Raw genomic sequence first — 20099 nt, forward strand, 5'->3', positions numbered from 1 at the left:
TACTGGGCCCATGAGGCGTTTCTTCGCGCGGTCCAGCCGGTTGGTGATCCGGCAGCTGGGCCGCGCGGTGGCGTTCGGCCGCGAGCGGGCTCGCGCGTTCGGTGAGCTGTGGCGGCGTTCGCTGCAGGTCCGGGTCGTGGTGAGCACGCTCGCGCTGTCGTCGGCTGTGGTGTTCGTGCTGGGCATGGTGCTGCAGAACCAGATCACCGACCGGTTGCTGACCAGCAAGCAGGAAGCCGCGATCGCCGAGACGCACAGCGCCGTCGTCATCGCCAACCGCGAGCTGGTCGGCGTGAACGTGCTGTCCGACGGCTTCCGGGAACGGCTCAGCGGCGCGGTGAACAAGCTGTCCAGCTCGTCGGCCGACGAAGAAGGCGCCGACACGGTGGCAGGCGCGTTCGACCCGATCATCGCCTACGACGGCCGCGACGTGCCGGACAGCATCCAGGCAGGCAGCAACTACTCCGACGTGCCGGAGTCACTGCGCGCGTACGTGCAGAACGGGCAGGTCGCCCGCCAGATCGCCACGGTCGAGCGGGCCGGCGCGCGCACCACGTTCCTGTTCGTCGGCGCCCCGGTGACCAGCGCGAACCGGCCGTTGCAGCTGTACCTGCTGTTCCCGCTGACCAGCGAGCAGAACACGATCGGCGTCGTGCAGAGCACGCTGATCGTCGGCGGTCTCGTGCTGCTCATCCTGCTCGCGGGCATCGCCAACCTGGTGACCAGGCAGGTCGTCCGGCCGGTGCGGCGCGCGGCCGAGGCCGCGGAACGGTTCGCCGCCGGTGAGCTGGACGAACGCATGGCCGTTGTCGGTGAGGACGACGTGGCCAAGCTGGCCGAGTCGTACAACCAGATGGCCGAGAGCATCAAGTACCAGATCCGGCAGCTGGAGGAGTTCGGCCAGTTGCAGCGCCGGTTCACCTCCGACGTCTCGCACGAGCTGCGCACCCCGTTGACGACCGTCCGGATGGCCGCGGACGTGCTGCACGCCTCCCGTGCGCAGTTCCCGGCCGGCCTGGCGCGTTCGACCGAGCTGCTGGTGGACGAGCTGGACCGGTTCGAGTCCCTGCTCGGCGACCTGCTGGAGATCTCCCGGCTGGACGCGGGCGTGGAGGAACTGGTCGCCGAGATCACCGACGTGCGCGCGATCGCCCAGCGTGCCCTGGACTCGGTGCGGGTGGTCGCGGAGAACGCGGGCAGCCGGATCGAGCTCGAACTGCCCGCCGCGCCCGCGACCGCCGAGGTCGACGCCCGCCGGATCGAACGAATCCTGCGGAACCTGCTGGCCAACGCCGTGGACCACGGCGAAGGCCACCCCGTGCGGCTCCGGCTGGCGTTCGACGACACCACGCTCGCGGTGACCGTGCGGGACTACGGCGTCGGACTGCGGCCCGGTGAGGCCGACCTCGTGTTCAACCGGTTCTGGCGTGCTGACCCGTCGCGTAACCGGCACACCGGCGGCACCGGTCTCGGCCTGGCGATCAGCGTCGAGGACGCACGGCTGCACGGCGGCCGGCTGGAAGCGTGGGGTGAACCGGGGCTCGGTGCGAACTTCCGGTTGTTGCTGCCCCGTCAGCAGGACGTCGAACTGGGCGAGAGCCCGCTGCCGTTGCGGCCGGAGGACGACGTGCCCGCCGCGCCACTCGAGGAGGTCCGGTGATCCGCCGACTGACCGCGGCGCTGGGCTGCCTGTTGCTGGTGGCGTCCTGCGCCAACATCCCTGAGCAGACCAACGCGCAGGTGATCCAGGACTCCGTGGCACGGCCGCAGCAGAAGGTCGAGCTGCCCGCCAAGGACGCCGACGCGATCACCGTGGTCCGCCGGTTCATCGAGGCCAGCGGGGACACCGCGGTGGCCGAGGCGTACCTGACCGAAGAGGCCAAACGGTTGTGGCGGCCGGACAACCAGCCGACCATCATCGAGGACAACTTCAGCACCGTGCCCCTGCCGCTGGAGGCAGGCGAGGATCCGAACGTCGTCCAGCGCGTGGAGGTCAAGAGCACCCCGAAGGGCAGGCTGGACCCGCACAAGTCGTTCCGTGCGGACGTCTCGCAGCAGAACAGCAACAGCACGGTGAAACTGGTCAGGCAGCCCGACGGCCAGTGGCGGATCAGCGAGACGCCGAACAACGGCGTGCTGATCCCCATCTCGGAGTTCACCAACCACTACCGCCCGGTGAAGCTGTACTTCTACGACAACACCTCCCGCGAGATCCCGATCCCGGACCTGCGCTACCTGCCCGGCACACCGCTGGCCTCGGCCAGCGAGATCATCGGTCTGCTCCTGCAAGGCCCAGCGACAGGACTGCAGGGCGCGGTGCGCAGCGCGCTTCCCCCGACGGCCGTGCAGCGAACGAACGTGACGCCGTCCCGTGACGGCGCGACAGTCGTGAACCTGGGGCAGCTCGGCAACCTGACCGCGGAGGAGAAACGCGCGATCGCGACCCAGATCGTGCTGTCCCTCCAGGACGTGTCCGCGACGACGGTGCGCCTGCAGGTCGAGGGCCTGCCGCTGGTACCGGACCAACCGGACTGGAAGATCCGGGACATCCAGTCCGACAGCGATCAGACGACGCCGAAGGCCCAGCTGAACGGGCTGATGGTGGTCGGCGGCCAGGTGAAGGACCTGCGCGACGGCAAACCGATCAACAATCCGGCGGGCGACGGCACGTACAAAGTGGAAAGCGCGGCCCAGTCCGTCGACGGCTCGCAACTGGCGGTGGTCGAGCGTCTAGCCAACAACGATCTGGCATTGCGCATCGGCGGCATGGGCGAGGGCCTGCGCCAGACCCCGGTGGTGGGCAAGGAGATGACCCGTCCGACCTGGCAGTACGCGGCGGCCTCGAACGAGGTCGGCAACGAGGTCTGGGTGGTGGCCGACGGCACGATCAACCGCGTGGTGCGCAGCCGTGAAGGCCCGTGGCTGACCCTCCCTGTGAACCAGTCGGAGATCGATCCCTACGGCAAGATCACCGATCTGCGCCTGTCCCGTGACGGTGTGCGAGTGGCCATCGTCGCCGGCGGCAAGCTCTACGTCGGCGCCGTGGTGCGTTCGCAGGGCAACACCAGTGTCGTCATCGCCGAACCGAAGCCGCTGCTGCCGTCGATCTCCAACGTGGTCGGCGTGGACTGGCTGGACTCCAGCCGTGTCGTCGTGGCGACGAACACGCCGACCGGCCCGGTGTGGCAGGTCCCGATCGACGGCATCGAGGCACAGCGCTACAACCAGGCCAACCTGACGTTGCCGCTGACGTCCATCACGGCCGCTCCAAGCCGTCAGAACGTGGTGACGGACGCCGTGGGCATGTGGACGGCGACCGACATCGGCCAGGTGTGGCTGCCACATCCCCTGAGCCAGAGCCAGGGACCGAACGCCCGCCCCTTCTACCCAGGCTGACAGCCCCCACCAACCCCTCGTGAGTGTTTATCCGTGTTCTAACCCTGATAAACACTCACGAGGTCTTTCAGGGCGCGTCGGACTGTCGGTGGGGCGTGTCATTGTCCTGGTGTGCTTCGGGCGTTGATGGAATTGCTGGTGCCGTCCTGCTGTGCGGGTTGCGGTGTACCTGGCGATGCCCTCTGCCGGAAATGCCGGGCGGACATGTCCGGTTTCACACCGGTCCACCGCGCCGGACACGGGCCGCCGATGTATGCGCTCACCGAATACGCCGGCTCGGCCCGGAAAGCCGTGATCGCCTACAAGGAGCGCGGCCGCCGTGAGCTCGCGCCTTGCTTCGGGCGGCTGCTCACCGAAGCCCTGCCCAGGCTGCCCGAAGCCGATCTGGTTCCGGTGCCGTCCCGGCGCAGAGCCGTCCGCAAGCGCGGCTATGACCACATGGCTCTGATAGCGGGGTATGCCGACGCGACCGTCCGCCCGATCCTCAGGCTCGATCGCGGGGCCAGGGACTCCGTCGGGCTCGATGCCGATGCCCGCGCCGAGAACCTCAGCGGCAGGGTGAGCTGCGAGCCGACCGGGGCCAGCGTGATCCTCGTCGATGACGTGATCACCACCGGGGCCACCGCCGCCGCTTGCTGTTCCGCGTTGTCGCAGGCAGGCGCCCGGGTGGTGGCCGTGTTGGCGTTGACGGCAACCTAGATCGTCTGCATACCCCCACACGGGTGAATGTTCGCCGGGAACCAAGATCCGTTTTCGTCCGTTGAAACGGTATGGAAAGCCGGGATGAACGGCCGGTGGGCCCGTCGGTGGGACGACGGGACCTGTCCGAGCCGACCCGGACAGCGACTGTGCTGGGCCGATCCTTCCTCCACAAGGGTGAAAACCGCCCGCGTCGTGTGGACTCGCCGCCGTCACTCGGGTATCGAGGCGGACCTTTTCCTGTGCTCAGCGTCACTCTCCGTCGCAGGGCGAGTTCGCCCGCCGTGGGGACTGTTGCTGAACCGCAACCCGGGCTAACGTGCAGCGCTATCAGCCCCGGCATGAGGGAGGAGGCGATCAGCCCATGACCCTGGCGCCGGCGGGGAGCTGAGCCTCACAGAGGCAACGGTTCAGCTCGGCAGGACCCCGGACGCCATGTTTTCGCCGATCAGATGGCTCGCAGAAACAGCGAGGAGGTCGTGTATGGACATCGTCGTTAAGGGGCGCAACGTCGAAGTGCCCGATCATTACCGGGTGCACGTGACGGACAAGCTCGCCCGGCTGGAGCGGTACGACAAGAAGGTCATCCGCTTCGATGTTGAGTTGTTCCACGAGCCCAACCGCAGGCAGCTGAAGAACTGCCAGCGGGTGGAGATCACCGCCAAGGTCCGCGGGCCGGTGGTCCGTTCCGAGGCCTGCGCCGGCGACTTCTACGCGGCGCTCGACTCCGCGGTGAACAAGCTCGAGAACCGGCTGCGCAGACTGCATGACCGCAGGCGTGTGCACCACGGGCGACGTAGCCCGGCCTCAGTGGCGGAGGCGACTGCCTCGCCAGCGATCGGCTCCGTTGACGCTGCGCCGGAACTGCGCGCGCGCAACATGACCAACAGCCAGCGTGCCGCGCAGACCGCGCTGCTGGAAGCGCCGGAGTACGAAGGTGTCGTACCCGAGCAGCGTTGGGACGACGGCCTGGAGGAACCCAGGCCAGGGCGCATCGTGCGGGAGAAGGAGCACCCCGCCACACCGATGAGCGTCGACCAGGCTCTCTACCAGATGGAGCTGGTCGGACACGACTTCTACCTCTTCTTCGACGTCGACGCGGGCCGGCCGAGCGTGGTCTACCGCCGCAAGGGCTTCGACTACGGCGTCATCAGAATGTCCTAGAGCCTCGCCAGAAAGGAGGACGCCCCGGGACGCCATCGCGCTCCCGGGGCGTTCTTGCTACCGGGAGATCGCGCCGTCCGGGAACCTTGAGGCTTCTGGAGCGTTCTTTCATGAGGAGCACGGTCGAGAGCGACGCACGGCCGTGCACCGTGTTATGCCCGTTCCCTACGATGGGGGTGAGGTGCCCTCGTCGGCGGGCGCACAGTCGATCAGGTTATGAGGTCAGGGCAACATGGTGCTGGCTCGGATACTCCGTGCGGGCGAAGGTAAGACGCTCAAGCGCTTGCGCAACATCAAGGACCACATCAACGCCCTCGAAGAGGACGTCGTCCATCTGACCGATGACGAGCTGCGTGCCAAAACCGCCGAGTTCAAGAGCCGCCACCAGGAGGGCGAGGACCTCGACGACCTGCTGCCCGAGGCGTTCGCCGTGGCCAGGGAGGCCGCGAAGCGGGTGCTCAACCAGCGGCACTACGACGTCCAGATCATGGGTGGCGCCGCCCTGCACCTGGGCATGGTCGCCGAGATGAAGACCGGTGAGGGCAAGACCCTGACCTGTGTGCTGCCCGCGTACCTCAACGCGATCGCCGGCCGGGGCGTGCACGTCGTCACCGTGAACGACTACCTGGTCGAACGTGACGCGGAGTGGATGGGCCGGGTGCACCGGTTCCTCGGTCTGACCGTGGGCACCATCCTGTCGGAGAAGACCCCCGAGCAGCGCCGTGAGGCCTACCAGGCCGACATCACGTACGGCACGAACAACGAGTTCGGCTTCGACTACCTGCGTGACAACATGGCGTGGTCGCTCGACGAGTGCGTCCAGCGCGAGCACTTCTACGCCATCGTCGACGAGGTCGACTCGATCCTGATCGACGAGGCCCGCACGCCGCTGATCATCTCCGGCCCGGCCGACCAGTCGTCCCGCTGGTACCAGGAGTTCGCCCGGATGGCGCCGCTCATGCGCCGCGACATCCACTACGAGGTCGACGAGCGCAAGCGCACGGTCGGCGTGACCGAGGCGGGCGTCGCGCTGGTCGAGGACCAGCTGGGCATCGAGAACCTGTACGAGTCGGCGAACACGCCGCTGGTCGGGTACCTCAACAACGCGCTGAAGGCCAAGGAGCTGTTCAAGCGCGACAAGGACTACATCGTCCGCAACGGCGAGGTCCTCATCGTCGACGAGTTCACCGGCCGTGTGCTGGCCGGCCGTCGCTACAACGAGGGCATGCACCAGGCCATCGAGGCCAAGGAGCGGGTGGAGATCAAGGCCGAGAACCAGACGCTGGCCACGATCACCCTGCAGAACTACTTCCGGCTCTACGAGAAGCTCGCCGGCATGACCGGTACCGCCCAGACCGAGGCGGCCGAGCTGCACCAGACGTACAAGCTGCCGGTGGTGCCGATCCCGCCGAACAAGCCGAACGTCCGCAAGGACCACCCGGACCTGATCTACAAGACCGAGCAGGCCAAGTTCGAGGCGGTCGCCGAGGACATCGCCGAGCGGCACGAGAAGGGCCAGCCGGTGCTGGTCGGTACCACGAGCGTGGAGCGCTCGGAGTACCTGTCCAAGCTGCTGCTCAAGATGGGCATCCCGCACGAGGTCCTGAACGCCAAGAACCACCGGCGTGAGGCCGCGATCATCGCCCAGGCCGGTCAGAAGGGCGCGGTCACGATCGCGACCAACATGGCCGGTCGTGGTACCGACATCGTGCTCGGTGGCGGCGAGATCCACGTCGAGCACGACGAGGACGTGCCGGAGGAGGAGCGCGAAGGCGACCTCGCCGGTGACCCGGCGCACGTGCAGGCGCACCGCATCGCGACCGAGCGCGCCGAGGAGAAGGCCCGCTCGGCGGCTGAGCGTGACACCAAGCCCATCGCGACCGCCGCGCAGGAGGAGGCGCTGGGCAACCTCGGCAAGGTGCTGCGTGAGGTGCTGAACGCGACCGACCAGGTGGCCGAGCAGAAGGCGCTGGCCGCCAGGGTCGGCGGCGGTGGCAAGGTCGAGGAGATCTACTTCAAGCGCCGCGACACCGCGTTCGACCAGCTGACCGAGAAGGTCCGCGGCGGCGTGGAGCGGGTGCTGCGCCAGCACCGCGACCTGCCGACCGACGGCCTGGCCGACAAGGCCGCCGACGAGGCGCTGGACGTGGTGAAGAAGCAGACGGAGCGTTCGTCGAAGCGCGACCGTGGCGTCGACGAGGCGAAGCGTGAGGCCAAGCTGGAAGAGGCCGTCAGCGCCGCGGTGTACGACGTCGTGCACAGCTCGATCTACGAGAAGCAGTTCGAGGCCGTCCGCGGGTCGATGTTCGACCAGAAGGTGTACGACGCCACGTACGCCGAGGCGTACGAGACCGCCAGCGCGTCCCGCAAGGAGATCGCGGAACTCGGCGGCCTGTACGTGCTCGGTACGGAACGGCACGAGTCACGGCGTATCGACAACCAGCTGCGCGGTCGTTCCGGCCGTCAGGGCGACCCGGGTGAGTCGCGGTTCTACCTGTCGCTCGGCGACGAGCTGATGCGGCGGTTCAACGCCGCGATGGTCGAGCGCGTGATGACGACGCTGCGCGTGCCCGACGACCTGCCGATCGAGGCCAAGATGGTGACCCGCGCGATCAAGAGCGCGCAGACCCAGGTCGAGCAGCAGAACTTCGAGATCCGCAAGAACGTCCTGAAGTACGACGACGTGATGAACGAGCAGCGCAAGGTGATCTACGCCGAGCGCCGCAAGATCCTCGAGGGCGACGACGTCCGCCCGGAGGTCGAGCGGATGATGCACGACGTCATCTCGGACTACATCGACCAGGAGACCGCCGACGGCTACGCGGAAGACTGGGACCACAAGCGCCTGTGGGCCGCGTTCAAGCAGCTCTACCCGGTCAAGGTGACCTGGGAGGAGATCGCCGAGGACGACGATGCGGACCTCGACGCCGAGCACCTGAAGCAGGTGGTGGGCGAGGACATCATGCGCGCTTACCACGCGCGTGAGGCGGAGATCGACGGCCAGTTCGGCGAGGGCACCATGCGGGACCTCGAACGGCGGATCCTGCTGTCCGTGCTCGACCGCAAGTGGCGTGAGCACCTCTACGAGATGGACTACCTGAAGGAAGGCATCGGCCTGCGCGCGATGGCGCAGCGCGACCCGCTGATCGAGTACCAGCGGGAGGGCTACGACATGTTCCAGTCGATGCTCGACGGCCTGAAGGAAGAGACGGTCCAGCACCTGTTCACCGTCCGCATCGAGGCGGAGGCGCCGCCGCAGCAGCCCCAGCAGCCCGCCGAGGTGCCCGCCGCGTTCGCCCGGGCCGCCGAGGCCGCGCAGCAGGCACAGCGGCAGCCCGGCAACGGCAACGGCCAGCAGGGCAGGCACCGCCTGCAGGACCCGGCGCCCGAGCAGTCCCAGATCCCGCCCGCCCTGCGCGGCGGACAGCAGCGCCTGAGCTACAGCGGCCCGTCCGAGGACGGCGGCGTGGAATCCCACACCGAAGCCGCCGACGACGGCACCGGCCAGTCCGGCACCCGCCGCGAACGCCGCGCAGCCGCCCGCGCCAACGCCAAGAAGGGCCGCAAGGGCCCCCGCCGCTGAGGCACACTGTTCGACCCCGCTGGGGGCGGCCGTTCGGGCCGCCCCCAGCGGCATGTCCGACCCGGTCCGAGCCGCTTGAGCCAAGCTGCCGGTCGCGCGAAGTCCCTGCCAAGCCCGCGGCCAGCGGGGTTGACCGCGACCGTCCGGTTGTCGTAGCGGGAGCCGTCGGCAGATGCGGTCGGTGTCATGAGGGACGGTCGGCGGATGCAATTGCCGTAGTGGGGACGGTGGGTAGGCCCGGTTGCCGTAGTGGGGACGGTGGGTAGGCCCGGTTGCCGTAGTGGGGACGGTGGGTAGGTCCGGTTGCCGTAGTGGGGACGGTGGGTAGGCCCGGTTGCCGTAGTGGGGACGGTGGGTAGGTCCGGTTGCCGTAGTGGGGACGGTCGGCAGATCCGGTCGCTGTAACCGGGGACCGTCGGCAAAATCCGGTCGCCGTAACGAGGGAACCGTCGGCGAAACTGGTTGTCCACAACCGCCCAGTAACCCTTTGACCAGGCCTTATCCCGAGTAGAATGGAAGCGGGGCCGGCCCCCGGGATGGGCGGGGGCATGTCTGTACCCGGGAAATGAAGGCGAAGTCTTAGTCGGGTGGGCCCTGCCCTGAATGTCATGGCGTGTAGTGGTTGCTGCGCTGGTCGGCGCGCCCCCGATGTCACCCGGTTGGGCGAACCTTGTCCGGATTGGACGGTCTCAGGCCTCTGTTGGCCGACCGATCCGACGGGGGAGAACAACCTTGACGACACCGACCCTTCGACCGCTGCGCACCTACGAGCCGATCCGTGGCCAGGTCCTGGTCCCGGTACGCAGGCCCGCGCCCGCCCCACCTGTGGTGCAACCGCTGGTCACACCCGACAACGGCCAGTTCATGCTGATCGCCACGAAGATCCTCGAAGTCCTCGACGGCCGCCGCCCGCTCGGGCACCTGCGGGCTCTCGTGGCCGACCCGGTGTACCAGGCGGCCATCACCCGCCTGCGCACCACGCCACCGGTAGGAGTCCGTTACCAGCTGTCCTCGATCCACAGCTGCCAACCGGCACCTGAGGTGGTCGAGGCCTGCGGCCTGGTGGAGACGGCCCGCCACGGAGTCCGGGAGCGTCGAGCCCACGCCATGGCCTGCCGGTTCGAGCTGCACGAGGAGAGGTGGCGCTGCGTGTACTTCCGCATCATGTTCCGGTAGTCAATGCGACGACGGGTCGCGGCGGAGGTGTTCGAAACACAACACAGCCGCCGCGCTCGCCACGTTCAGGGATTCGACGCCACCACGCATCGGGATCGACAGCCACGACGTCACGTGTTCGCGCACCTCGGGCGTCACGCCTGCGGTCTCGCTGCCGAGCACGAACGCCGCCTTCGGGGGAAGCGAAGCCGAGAACAACGAGGTCGGCGCGCCCGCGTCCAGTGCGAACAGCGGGTACCCGGACGAGCGCAGCAACTCGGCGGCTTCGGCGGCCGTCGCGCAGCGCAGTACGGGAGCGTGGAAAGCCACGCCGGCGGAGGCCTTCACGACAAGGGGGTCGATCGATGCGACTCCACGCCGTGGCACCACGATCCCGCCCATCCCGGCGGCGGTCGCGGTACGCAGGATCATGCCCACGTTCGCGGGCGTCGTGATGCCGTCCAGCACCAGCACGCCCCGAGGAGGCCGGGGACCGGACAACGCGTCCGACAGCAGCTTCATCCGCGGCGCGACCACGTCGGCCAGCACGCCCTGGTCCTGCTTGCCGTTTCCGGCGAGGACCTTCACGCGGTGGGCCGACGCGCGCTGCACCTCGACGCCGCGCGCGGAGGCGGCGTCGAGAATCTCCCGCGCGGCGGGGCCGCGTGCTGTGTCGGCAAGGACGACCTTGTCCACCTGTAGCGTCGCGTCGCCGAGCGCCTCCAGCACCGGCTTACGGCCGTACACAGTGACGAATCTGTCCTTGGGTGAAGCCATGCGGGCAGAATCCCATGGCGTACACACGTGCGACGACATGGGGGTTCGGCGACCAAACCCGCCGAGCCGGGCGAGGCAATTAAGCTCAGGGCTATGTCTGATCGCCTGTCCGCGGTGGACGCGTCGTTCATCTACCTGGAGGACCAGGCGACGCCGATGCACGTCGGCGGTGTCGCCGTGTTCCGGCGCCCGCGCGGCGGCTTCGACTACGACGAGCTGGTCAGGATGATCGAGCAGCGGCTCGACCTCATCCCGCGTTACCGCCAGAAGGTCCAGTCCGTGCCGGGTCACCTGGCCAGGCCGGTCTGGGTCGACGACGCCGGCTTCGACCTGACCTACCACGTGCGGCGCTCCGCCCTGCCCAGGCCGGGCAACGACGACCAGCTGCACGACCTGGTCGCGCGGCTGATGTCCCGGCCGCTGGACCCGACCAGGCCGTTGTGGGAGACGTACCTGGTCGAAGGCCTGGCGCAGAGCCGGTTCGCGATCGTCACCAAGACCCACCTGGCGCTCGTCGACGGGGTCGGCACGATCGACATCGGCCAGCTCATCCTGGACACGTCTCCGCAGGTCGGGCACCACAGCGACGGCGCGTGGATCCCGCAGCGCCCGCCGACGTCCACAAAACTCCTGCTCGACGCGATCACGGACGCCGTCCAGCGGCCACGGGAGCTGGTCGAGAACGCCCGCGCGGCCGCGGGCGACCTCTTCTCCAGCACCCTCGTGAAGCGGATCGCGGACACGGCAGGCGGCCTGGTCACGGCGATCGGCACGGCGAGCACCGCGCCAAGCGGGCCCTTGAACGTCCGGATTTCGCCGCAGCGCCGGTTCACGGTCGCGAGGACCAGCCTGGACGACTTCAAGGCCATCCGTAGCGAGCACAACTGCACGGTCAACGACGCCGTCCTGGCCACGCTCGCGGGTGCGTTGCGTACGTGGCTGTTGTCGCGCGGCCGGAACGTCACCTCGTCGACGACGCTCCGTGCGCTGGTTCCCTTGGCCGTGCGGGAAGACGAGGACGACGAGACCGTGCCGGGCATGCTCGGCAACATGGTCACGGCGAAACTGGTCGATCTGCCTGTCGGCGAGCCGAACGCGGTCGTGCGGCTGCATCACGTGAGTCACGCGATGCGCGTGCACAATGCCTCGGCGAGCAAGGTCGCGGCCGGCGCTTTGCGCAGGATGAGCGGGTTCGCGCCGCCGACGCTGCACTCGCTGGGCGCCCGTGCCGCGGGGTCGTTCTCCCGCAGGATCTTCAACGTGGTGATCACCAACGTGCCCGGCCCGCAGGAGCCGCTGTACGCGGGCAACGCCAAGATGATGGAGATGTTCCCGGTCGTTCCGCTGGTGCGCAACCAGGCACTGGCGATCGGGGTCACCTCGTACGACGGTGGCGTCTACTTCGGACTCAACGGGGACCGGGGCGCCATGTCCGATGTGGACAACCTGGCCAGGATGGTCGAGGAGTCCTTGGAAGAACTGCTTTCGACGGTAAGGGTGTGAGGGCGTGCGGGTCTATCTTCCTGCCACGATCACGATGCTGCACGAGCTCAACACGGCTGGCGAGTTCAAGCCGTTGAACGGCACCGCCTTCGCGGTGACGCCGGCGTTGCGCGAGTCGTACACCGAGGGGTCGGCCGAGGATCTCGAGTACGTGGCGATGGCCGACGCGGCCAGGGCCTCGTTGCGGCTCCTCAGTGCCGACCCGGAGGCGATGCGCCGCCGCGTGGTCGTCGCGGCCGACGTGGAGGGTGTGACGCCGCGGCCGGACCTGGACAACTCGGTCGTCCGGCTGTCCGGCGTGGTCGTGCTCAAGGACGTCGCGTCGATCCACGTCGACGCCTCCGACGCGGAGGACGCCGTGGCCAAGGCCGTCACGGTGATTGACGCTGCGGACATGGGCGACGAGGACGCAGAATTCGTGGTGGGTGACGCCGAGGACCACGAACTGGCCTGGTACGCCACCCAGGAGCTGCCGTTCTTGCTGGAGCTGATGTAGAGGAGCGCTCGATGGACGCCGTCCCGGCCGTGCCACAAGCCCGCAACGAGCCGATCAGGTCGTACGCCCCGGGAACACCGGAACGCGAGTCACTCCAGGCCGCCGTCGCGGCCATGGAGGGCGATCAGACCGAGTTCACCATGACGATCGGTGGCGAGCAGCGGATGGCGGGTGGCGACCGGGTGGACGTCGTCCAGCCCCACGACCGTGCGCACGTCCTCGGCCAGATCGCGCAGGCCACGCACGCGGACGTGCGCGCCGCCGTCGCGGCCGCCAAGGCCGCCGCGCCCGCCTGGCGTGACCTGCCGTTCGAGCAGCGCGCGGCGATCCTGCTGCGGGCCGCGGACCTGCTTGCCGGGCCGTGGCGCGACACCCTGAACGCGGCGACCATTCTCGGCCAGTCGAAGTCCGTGCAGCAGGCCGAGATCGACAGCGCCTGCGAGCTGATCGACTTCTGGCGGTTCAACGTCTCGTTCGCCCGCCGGATCCTGGCCGAACAGCCCGAGTCGAGCGCGGGCATGTGGAACCGGTTCGACCACCGGCCGCTGGACGGGTTCGTCGTGGCGATCACACCGTTCAACTTCACCGCGATCGCAGGCAACCTGCCGACCGCGCCCGCGCTGATGGGCAACACGGTGGTCTGGAAGCCGTCGCCGACGCAGTCCCTGGCCGCACACCACACCATGCGCCTGCTCGAAGCCGCGGGCCTGCCGCCCGGCGTGATCAACCTGGTGACCGGCGACGGGCCCGCGGTCAGCGAGGTCGCGTTGTCCGACCCGGACTTCGCCGGGCTGCACTTCACCGGCTCCACCAGGACGTTCAAGTACCTGTGGCGGACCATCGCGGAGAACCTGGACACCTACCGCGCGTACCCGCGGATCGTCGGCGAGACCGGCGGCAAGGACTTCGTCGTGGCGCACAGTTCCGCGGACCCGCGGGTGCTCACGACCGGGCTGGTCCGCGGTGCGTTCGAGTACCAGGGCCAGAAGTGTTCGGCGGCGTCCCGTGCGTACGTCGCCCGTTCGCTGTGGGAGGGCGGTGTCCGGGACGAGCTCGTGGACGTGACGAAGTCCTTGTCCTACGGCGATGTCACGGACTTCTCGCACTTCGGCGGCGCGGTGATCGACTCGCGGGCGTACGCCAAGCACGCGGCGTTGTTCGAGCAGGTGCGCGGCGAGGGCAAGCTGGACGTGCTGACCGGCGCGGTGGCCGACGACAGCGTGGGTTTCTTTGTCCAGCCGACGATTCTGACCGGCGACGACCCGACACACGACGTGTTCCGGACCGAGTACTTCGGGCCGATCCTGGCGGTGCACGTCTACGACGACGCCGACTACTCGAAGGTCCTCGAATCGGTCGACTCAGCCTCGCCGTACGGCCTGACAGGCGCGGTGTTCGCGACCGACCGGCACGCCGTGGCGGAGGCGCAGCGCGCTTTGCGGTTCACAGCGGGGAACTTCTACATCAACGACAAGCCGACCGGCGCGGTCGTCGGGCAGCAGCCGTTCGGCGGCGGCCGCGCGTCGGGCACGAACGACAAGGCAGGCTCGATCTTCAACCTGCAACGCTGGATCAGCCCACGGTCGATCAAGGAGACGTTCGTCCCGCCGACCGACCACACCTACCCCCACATGGCCTGAAAACCCTCGTGAGTGTTTGTCAGGGTTAGAACCCTGACAAACACTCACGAGGGGCTACCTGGTCAGTTGTTGGCGATCTGGTCGGCGGACGGTGCCTTGATGTCCACCGGCTGGCCCCAGTCCTTGTAGGTGGCTTCCATGTCCACCTTCATGTTGTTCGGGCCGGGGATCTCGCTGGTGATCTTGACCGGCAGGTCGTCGGAGTTGACCCACCAGTCCATGTCGAACGACTTGATGCCGAGCTGGCTCAGCTGCTTGGCCGACTCCTTGGCCTCGGGCGTCGGAGCGCTCTCGGCCATCTTGGCGGTGTCGATGGTGATGTCGTAGTGCGTCACCTGCTCGCCGTCCAGCGTTTCCTTGCTGGTCTTGTTGATCGTGCCGGCGGCCTTGATCTGCTCGACCTGCTTCTCGATGTCGAAGCTGTCGTCGATGCTGTCCAGCATCGGGGTCATCTGCTTGGACAGCGGGTCGTCGCCGCCCGGCGTGACCTTGTTCCACGGCTTGGCCGCGGAGCCGCCGCCCGCGCCCGCCGGCATCTTGATGTAGAGGATCTTGTCGACCAGGATCATCTCCATCTGCATGCTGCCGACGTTCATCTTCATCTGCATGGAGGAGTTTTCGCCGTCGGCGTTGATCGCGCCGTCGCCCTTGAACGACTGACCCGCGGCGCCGACCTCGAACGCGATCTTGGCGCTCTTCTTGGCGTCGCTCTTGCTGTTGATCGCGTTGGCCAGGTCGTTCGCGCTGCCGAAGTCCTTCTTACCGCCGTTACCGCCGGCCGTCGGTTCCGACGACGTCGAGCCGGAGCCACCCGAAGCGACCGGCGTGCCCGTCTCCTTGCTGGCACAGCCGACCACGGTCAGCGCGAGCACCACACCCGCGGCCAGTATCCCGGTCTTGCGCATACTTCTTTCCTAACCCCAGCTGGTACGTGAGAACTAATTCGGTTCGCACGGTAGCAGTGCACGCGCGCCGAGACGGCGGAAGCGGCATATTTCCTGGTCACACTACTCGTCGGCCTGTTCGCGCTGTGATTCGTCGAGTCCAGCGCGTGACGAGAGCAGCCGCCGCAGCGATTCCAGCCTGCCCTGGGTGGCGCTGCCGTCGGCGACCACGGTGTCCAGCATGCAGTCCGGGTCTTCCGGCGGGCCCAGATGCCCGCAGCCGGACGGGCATTCCTCTGCGGCTTCGACGAATTCCGGGAACGCGGCGACGATGTCGTCGGGTTCGATGTGGGCCAGGCCGAACGACCGGATCCCCGGTGTGTCGATCACCCAGCCGCCGTCCGGCAACGGCAGCGCGACCGCGGTCACCGACGTGTGCCTGCCCTTGCCGACCGCACTGACCACGCCGGTCTCCCGGCCGGCGTCCGGCACGAGTTTGTTCACCAGCGTCGACTTGCCGACGCCGGAGTGCCCGACCAGCGCGGTGACCTGGTCGCGCAGTTGCTGCCTGACCTTGTCGGGTTCCTCGTCCTGCCTGGTCACCAGCACCGGCATGGCGAGGTCGGCGTACACGGCGATGATGTCGTCCGGGCCGGCCAGGTCCGACTTGGTCAGGCACAGCACCGGCTCCAGGCCACCCGCGTAGGCCGCGACCAGCGCGCGGTCGATGAAACCCGTCCTGGGCGGGGGATCGGCCAACGCGACCACGATCAGCAGTTGCGACGCGTTCGCGACCACAACCCGCTCGAACGGATCCGTGTCGTCCGCGGTGCGCCGCAGCACGCTCGTCCGGTCCGCGACGCGCACGATCCGCGCGAGCGTGTCCGGCTTGCCGCTGGTGTCGCCGACCAGGTCGACGTTGTCGCCGATGACGACCGGCGTACGCCCCAGTTCACGCGCGCGCATCGCGACGACGATGCGCTCCGGGGCGCCCTCCAGCGCGCACGTCCACCGGCCGCGGTCCTTGCCGACGACCATCGCGGTCACCGCGTCGGCGTGCTCCGGGCGTCTTTTCGTCCGGGGCCTGGTGCCGCGACCTGGGCGGACGCGCACGTCCGACTCGTCGAGCCTGCTCCAGTCGCGGCGCCGGTCCCGCGGGCTCACGTCACTGGCCTCCGCCGAGCATCCGCGCCCACATCCCGGGGAAGTCCGGCAGCGTCTTGCTGGTCGTGGCGATGTCGTCGACCTCGACACCGTCGACGACCAGGCCGAGGATCGCGCCCGCGGTGGCCATCCGGTGGTCGGCGTACGCCTTCCACGGCCCGCCGTGCAGCGGCTTCGGGCGGATCACCAGGCCGTCCTCGGTCTCTTCGACGTCTCCGCCGAGCCCGTTCAGATCCTCGGCCAACGCGGCCAAGCGGTCCGTCTCGTGGCCGCGCAGATGCGCGATCCCACGCAGTACGGACTGGCCCCGCGCCAGCGCGGCCAGCGCGGCGATCGTCGGCGTCAGCTCGCCGACGTCGTGCAGGTCGACGTCCACACCGGACAGTTCGGCCGGCGCGGTCACCGTCAGCCCCTCGGCGCCCAGTTCGACCGTGCAGCCCATCTGCTCGAGGATGCCGCGGATGTCGTCGCCCGGCTGGGTCGTCTCCGACGGCCAGCCGGTGACCGTCACCCGTCCGCCGGTGACCGCGGCGGCGGCCAAAAACGGCGTCGCGTTGGACAGATCCGGCTCGACAACCCATTCCCTGCCCTGGATCGCGCCGGGCCGCACCTGCCAGATGTCCGGCTCGGAGTCGTTCACCTCGACGCCGGCCGCGCGCAGCATCTGGACTGTCATCTCGATGTGCGGCATCGACGGGACCGGCTTGCCGTCGTGCCGGACGGTCAAACCCTTGTCGTAGCGCGGACCGGACAGCAACAGGCCGGACACGAACTGCGACGACGCCGACGCGTCGATGGTCACCTCACCGCCGGGCAGCGAGCCCTTTCCGTGCAGCGTGAAGGGAAGCCGGTCGCCGGTGATGTCCGCGCCGAGGCCGCGCAGCGCGTCCAGGATCGTCCCCATCGGACGCTCGCGGGCGTACTCGTCGCCGTCGAACCGGATCTCGCCCTGTCCGATGGCTGCGGCCGGGGGCAGGAACCGCATGACGGTGCCGGCCAGCCCGCAGTCGACGTCCGCGGGGCCGTGCAGTGCGGCCGGGGTGACCAGCCAGTCTTCGCCTTCGTCGGTGATCTGGGCGCCGAGTGACCGCAAAGCGGCGACCATGAGGTTGGTGTCACGGCTGCGCAACGGGGTACGGACAGCGGAGGGGCTGTCCGCCAGCGCGGCGAGGATCAGGGCACGGTTGGTGATCGACTTCGACCCGGGAATGGACACGGTGGCACGGACAGGGCTGGCGGAGACCGGGGCGACCCAAGGCTGCGTCATGGGTCGATGATCCCCCATGCACTCGCCAGTCCGGCGCGCACGTGCCACGATTCGGATGGAGGTGTTGTCGAATTGTGCGGTAGGTACGCGTCCACCAAGAACCCCGCGACGCTCGCGGCCGAGTTCGACGCCGTGGACGCGACAGAGGACGCGATCAAGGGCCCGGACTACAACGTGGCGCCGACCCGCAACGTCGTCGCGGTGGTGCAACGGCATCCGCGCACCGAGGACGGCGAGCCGGACATGTCCACCACGGAACGCACGCTGCGCGTGATGAAGTGGGGGCTGGTCCCGGCGTGGGCGAAGGACCCGAAAGGCGGCGCGAAGATGATCAACGCGCGGTCCGAGAGCGCGGCCGAGAAACCGGCGTTCCGCACGTCGTGGACCAAACGACGGTGCCTGATGCCCGCCGACGGCTGGTACGAGTGGCAGCGCGACGGCAAGGTGAAGCAGCCGTACTTCACCACCAGGAAGGACGGCGCTTCACTGGCCATGGCCGGCCTGTGGACGGTCTGGCGGGACAAGCAACAGCCGGACAGCCCGCCGCTGGTGACGTGCTCGGTGCTGACCATGCCCGCGGTGGACCAGCTGGCCGAGATCCACGACCGGATGCCGGTCCTGATGCCGCCGGACCGCTGGGCGGCCTGGCTGGACCCGGACAACACCGACCCGTCCGGCCTGATCGCCCCGCCGTCGGAGGACTTCCTGGCCGCGCTGGAGCTGCGCCCGGTGTCGCCCGCGGTGAACAGCATCAAGAACAACGGGCCGGAACTGATGGCCCCCGCCGTGGAACAGGACGAGCCCGCCCTGTTCGACCTGGGCCGATGACCACAGCCGAGATCATGACCCCGCGCGGGCCGGCTCGCGCGGAGCTGCACTGCGCCGTCGAAGGCCGAGCGGCCCTGCTGCTCGGCCACGGCGCGGGCGGCGGCATCGGCGCCCCCGACCTCGTCGCCGCGACCCGCGGCGCGACCGCGGCAGGCGTGCACGTGGCGCTGGTCGAGCAGCCCTACCGGGTCGCCGGTCGCCGGGTTCCGGCACCGGCCGCACAGCTCGACGAGGCCTGGCTGGCGGTCGTCGACGACTTGGCCGTGCGCTGGTTCACCGACTTGCCGCTGGTCTTCGGCGGGCGGTCGTCAGGCGCCCGTGTCGCGTGCCGGACGGCTTCGGAGGGCGAGGCGGTGGCCGTGCTGTGCCTGGCGTTCCCCCTGCACCCGCCTGGAAAGCCCGAGAAGACCCGCCAGCCCGAGCTGGACGGGGTCGAGGTGCCCGTCCTGGTGGTCCAGGGCGAGAAGGACACCTTCGGCCGTCCTGAGCCCGCACACCACCGCGAGGTCGTGCTCCTGGCGGGCGACCACAGCCTCAAGGCCGACGTGAAGGGCGTGTCGCGGACCGTGCAGGACTGGCTCTCCCGAGTCCTCCGTCCACTGGACTGAACCCGGCGCACCACGCCGGGCGCTGTCCGTGGCCACACGTGCGCGGCCGCACATCCCCTGAGCGTCGGCAGGCGCCAACGAACCCCCGCCAGGACGTGCCCTTGCCCCAACACGCCCCGCCGGGCATGCCCTGCCCCAAAAACATGCCTTCGCCCCCAAGACATGCCCCCACCCGATCCCGGGGGGCGACCCCGAGCCCAGTCTACCGGTGGGTAATGCCTGGTAGAAGGGTTACCGGCGGGTTGTGGACAACCAGATTCGACGACGGTGCCATCGGTACGCCCCGCCGCGAACGATCAGTAAGCCGCGATCTGCGCGACAACCGCCCCGGTAAGCCGAACCAGGTCGTCCGGAGCCAGTTCGACCTCCAGGCCGCGCCGCCCGGCGGAGCAGAACACCGTGGCGAACCCGGCCGCCGAACTGTCCAGCACGGTGGGCAAGCGCTTGCGCTGGCCCAGTGGTGAGATCCCGCCGGCCACGTACCCGGTGGCGCGCTCGGCAACCGCCACGTCAGCCATCCGGGCCTTCTTCCCGCCCACGGCCGCCGCCAGCGCCTTCAGGTCCAACTGGGCCGTCACGGGCACGATCCCGACCGTCAAAGCCCCGTCCACCTCGGCCAGCAACGTCTTGAAGACCCGGGCGGGCGCCAGCCCCAGCGCCTCGGCCGCCTCAAGCCCGTACGAGGCCGCTCGCGGGTCGTGCGAGTACGCGTGCAGCGTGTGCGGAACCTTCTGCTTCGCCAAAAGAGCTGTTCCGGGAGTCCCCTTGCCGGCCATGTGGGGGAGCTTACGGGCGGGAATGACACGGCCCCCGGGCGTGTTGACCACGACGTGCTGACCGAGATCGCCCCGCAGAAGGCGCCAAGCCGGCTGATCACACGCCGCGTATCCTCGTTGAAGTCGCGAGCGTCGACCGGGATCCGTACCGGTCGGTGG

The 20099-nt window shown here is 68.9% G+C and carries 16 protein-coding genes; 11 read left to right on the plus strand and 5 right to left on the minus strand.

The genetic code is table 11. The annotated features are described in order from the left end of the window. Window positions 1–10 precede the first annotated feature (10 nt). From mtrB to GC106_RS10625, 6 genes are all read left to right on the plus strand, one after another. Window positions 11–1660, plus strand: coding sequence for an MtrAB system histidine kinase MtrB (gene mtrB / locus GC106_RS10600; RefSeq protein ID WP_173127618.1), 1650 nt, complete (start codon window positions 11–13; stop codon window positions 1658–1660). Further along, entirely contained in the window at window positions 1657–3396 is a 1740-nt protein-coding gene (locus tag GC106_RS10605; RefSeq protein WP_173127621.1) for an LpqB family beta-propeller domain-containing protein, read from the plus strand. Before mtrB ends, GC106_RS10605 begins: the two co-directional genes overlap by 4 nt. Window positions 3397–3600: 204 nt before the next feature. Next, a complete protein-coding gene (locus GC106_RS10610; RefSeq protein WP_246365316.1) occupies window positions 3601–4095 on the plus strand; it encodes a ComF family protein in 495 nt (164 codons plus the stop codon). A gap of 483 nt (window positions 4096–4578) precedes the next feature. Beyond that, on the plus strand, window positions 4579–5259 hold the full coding sequence (gene hpf / locus GC106_RS10615; RefSeq protein ID WP_173127624.1) for a ribosome hibernation-promoting factor, HPF/YfiA family: 681 nt from the start codon (window positions 4579–4581) through the stop codon (window positions 5257–5259). Between the two features lie 232 nt (window positions 5260–5491). Beyond that, complete coding sequence (gene secA, locus GC106_RS10620) at window positions 5492–8842, plus strand: preprotein translocase subunit SecA (protein WP_173127627.1); 3351 nt, start codon at window positions 5492–5494, stop codon at window positions 8840–8842. Window positions 8843–9574: 732 nt separating this feature from the next. Further along, the gene (locus tag GC106_RS10625; protein ID WP_173127630.1) at window positions 9575–10018 is read left to right on the plus strand and encodes an Rv3235 family protein; all 444 of its coding nucleotides are present in this window, start codon (window positions 9575–9577) and stop codon (window positions 10016–10018) included. Here GC106_RS10625 and GC106_RS10630 read toward each other — a convergent pair whose 3' ends face one another. Further along, a complete protein-coding gene (locus GC106_RS10630) occupies window positions 10019–10774 on the minus strand; it encodes a TrmH family RNA methyltransferase (RefSeq protein ID WP_173127633.1) in 756 nt (251 codons plus the stop codon). It abuts the gene before it with no gap. 93 nt (window positions 10775–10867) lie between these two features. On the opposite strand from GC106_RS10630, the gene GC106_RS10635 reads away from it, so the two are divergent. From GC106_RS10635 to pruA, 3 genes are read left to right on the plus strand one after another with little or no spacing between them, the layout of a single operon-like run. Next, window positions 10868–12277 (plus strand): WS/DGAT/MGAT family O-acyltransferase, encoded by a 1410-nt coding sequence (locus GC106_RS10635; RefSeq protein WP_173127636.1) that lies wholly within the window; start codon window positions 10868–10870, stop codon window positions 12275–12277. Between the two features lie 4 nt (window positions 12278–12281). Next, the gene (locus tag GC106_RS10640) at window positions 12282–12773 is read left to right on the plus strand and encodes a DUF6912 family protein (protein ID WP_173127639.1); all 492 of its coding nucleotides are present in this window, start codon (window positions 12282–12284) and stop codon (window positions 12771–12773) included. Window positions 12774–12784: 11 nt separating this feature from the next. Next, complete coding sequence (pruA, locus tag GC106_RS10645) at window positions 12785–14413, plus strand: L-glutamate gamma-semialdehyde dehydrogenase (protein ID WP_173127642.1); 1629 nt, start codon at window positions 12785–12787, stop codon at window positions 14411–14413. Window positions 14414–14475: 62 nt separating this feature from the next. Here the strand turns inward: pruA and GC106_RS10650 are convergent, their stop codons facing one another. From GC106_RS10650 to aroA, 3 genes are all read right to left on the minus strand, one after another. Then, the gene (locus GC106_RS10650; RefSeq protein ID WP_173127645.1) at window positions 14476–15318 is read right to left on the minus strand and encodes an SCO4651 family lipoprotein; all 843 of its coding nucleotides are present in this window, start codon (window positions 15316–15318) and stop codon (window positions 14476–14478) included. A gap of 102 nt (window positions 15319–15420) precedes the next feature. After that, complete coding sequence (gene rsgA, locus GC106_RS10655; RefSeq protein ID WP_173127649.1) at window positions 15421–16461, minus strand: ribosome small subunit-dependent GTPase A; 1041 nt, start codon at window positions 16459–16461, stop codon at window positions 15421–15423. A 1-nt stretch (window position 16462) separates the two neighbouring features. Then, window positions 16463–17728 (minus strand): 3-phosphoshikimate 1-carboxyvinyltransferase, encoded by a 1266-nt coding sequence (gene aroA, locus GC106_RS10660; RefSeq protein WP_173127651.1) that lies wholly within the window; start codon window positions 17726–17728, stop codon window positions 16463–16465. A 72-nt stretch (window positions 17729–17800) separates the two neighbouring features. Here aroA and GC106_RS10665 point away from each other — a divergent pair, with 72 nt between their 5' ends. Together GC106_RS10665 and GC106_RS10670 are read left to right on the plus strand one after the other, a co-directional pair. After that, complete coding sequence (locus GC106_RS10665) at window positions 17801–18556, plus strand: SOS response-associated peptidase (protein ID WP_173127654.1); 756 nt, start codon at window positions 17801–17803, stop codon at window positions 18554–18556. Next, on the plus strand, window positions 18553–19164 hold the full coding sequence (locus GC106_RS10670; RefSeq protein ID WP_173127657.1) for an alpha/beta hydrolase family protein: 612 nt from the start codon (window positions 18553–18555) through the stop codon (window positions 19162–19164). Before GC106_RS10665 ends, GC106_RS10670 begins: the two co-directional genes overlap by 4 nt. A 296-nt stretch (window positions 19165–19460) precedes the next feature. Here the strand turns inward: GC106_RS10670 and ybaK are convergent, their stop codons facing one another. Continuing rightward, entirely contained in the window at window positions 19461–19940 is a 480-nt protein-coding gene (gene ybaK, locus GC106_RS10675; protein ID WP_173127660.1) for a Cys-tRNA(Pro) deacylase, read from the minus strand. Between the last annotated feature and the right edge of the window lie 159 nt (window positions 19941–20099).

The sequence above is a fragment of the Kibdelosporangium persicum genome (assembly GCF_013280595.1).
GTDB classification, from domain to species: Bacteria; Actinomycetota; Actinomycetes; order Mycobacteriales; family Pseudonocardiaceae; genus Kibdelosporangium; species Kibdelosporangium persicum.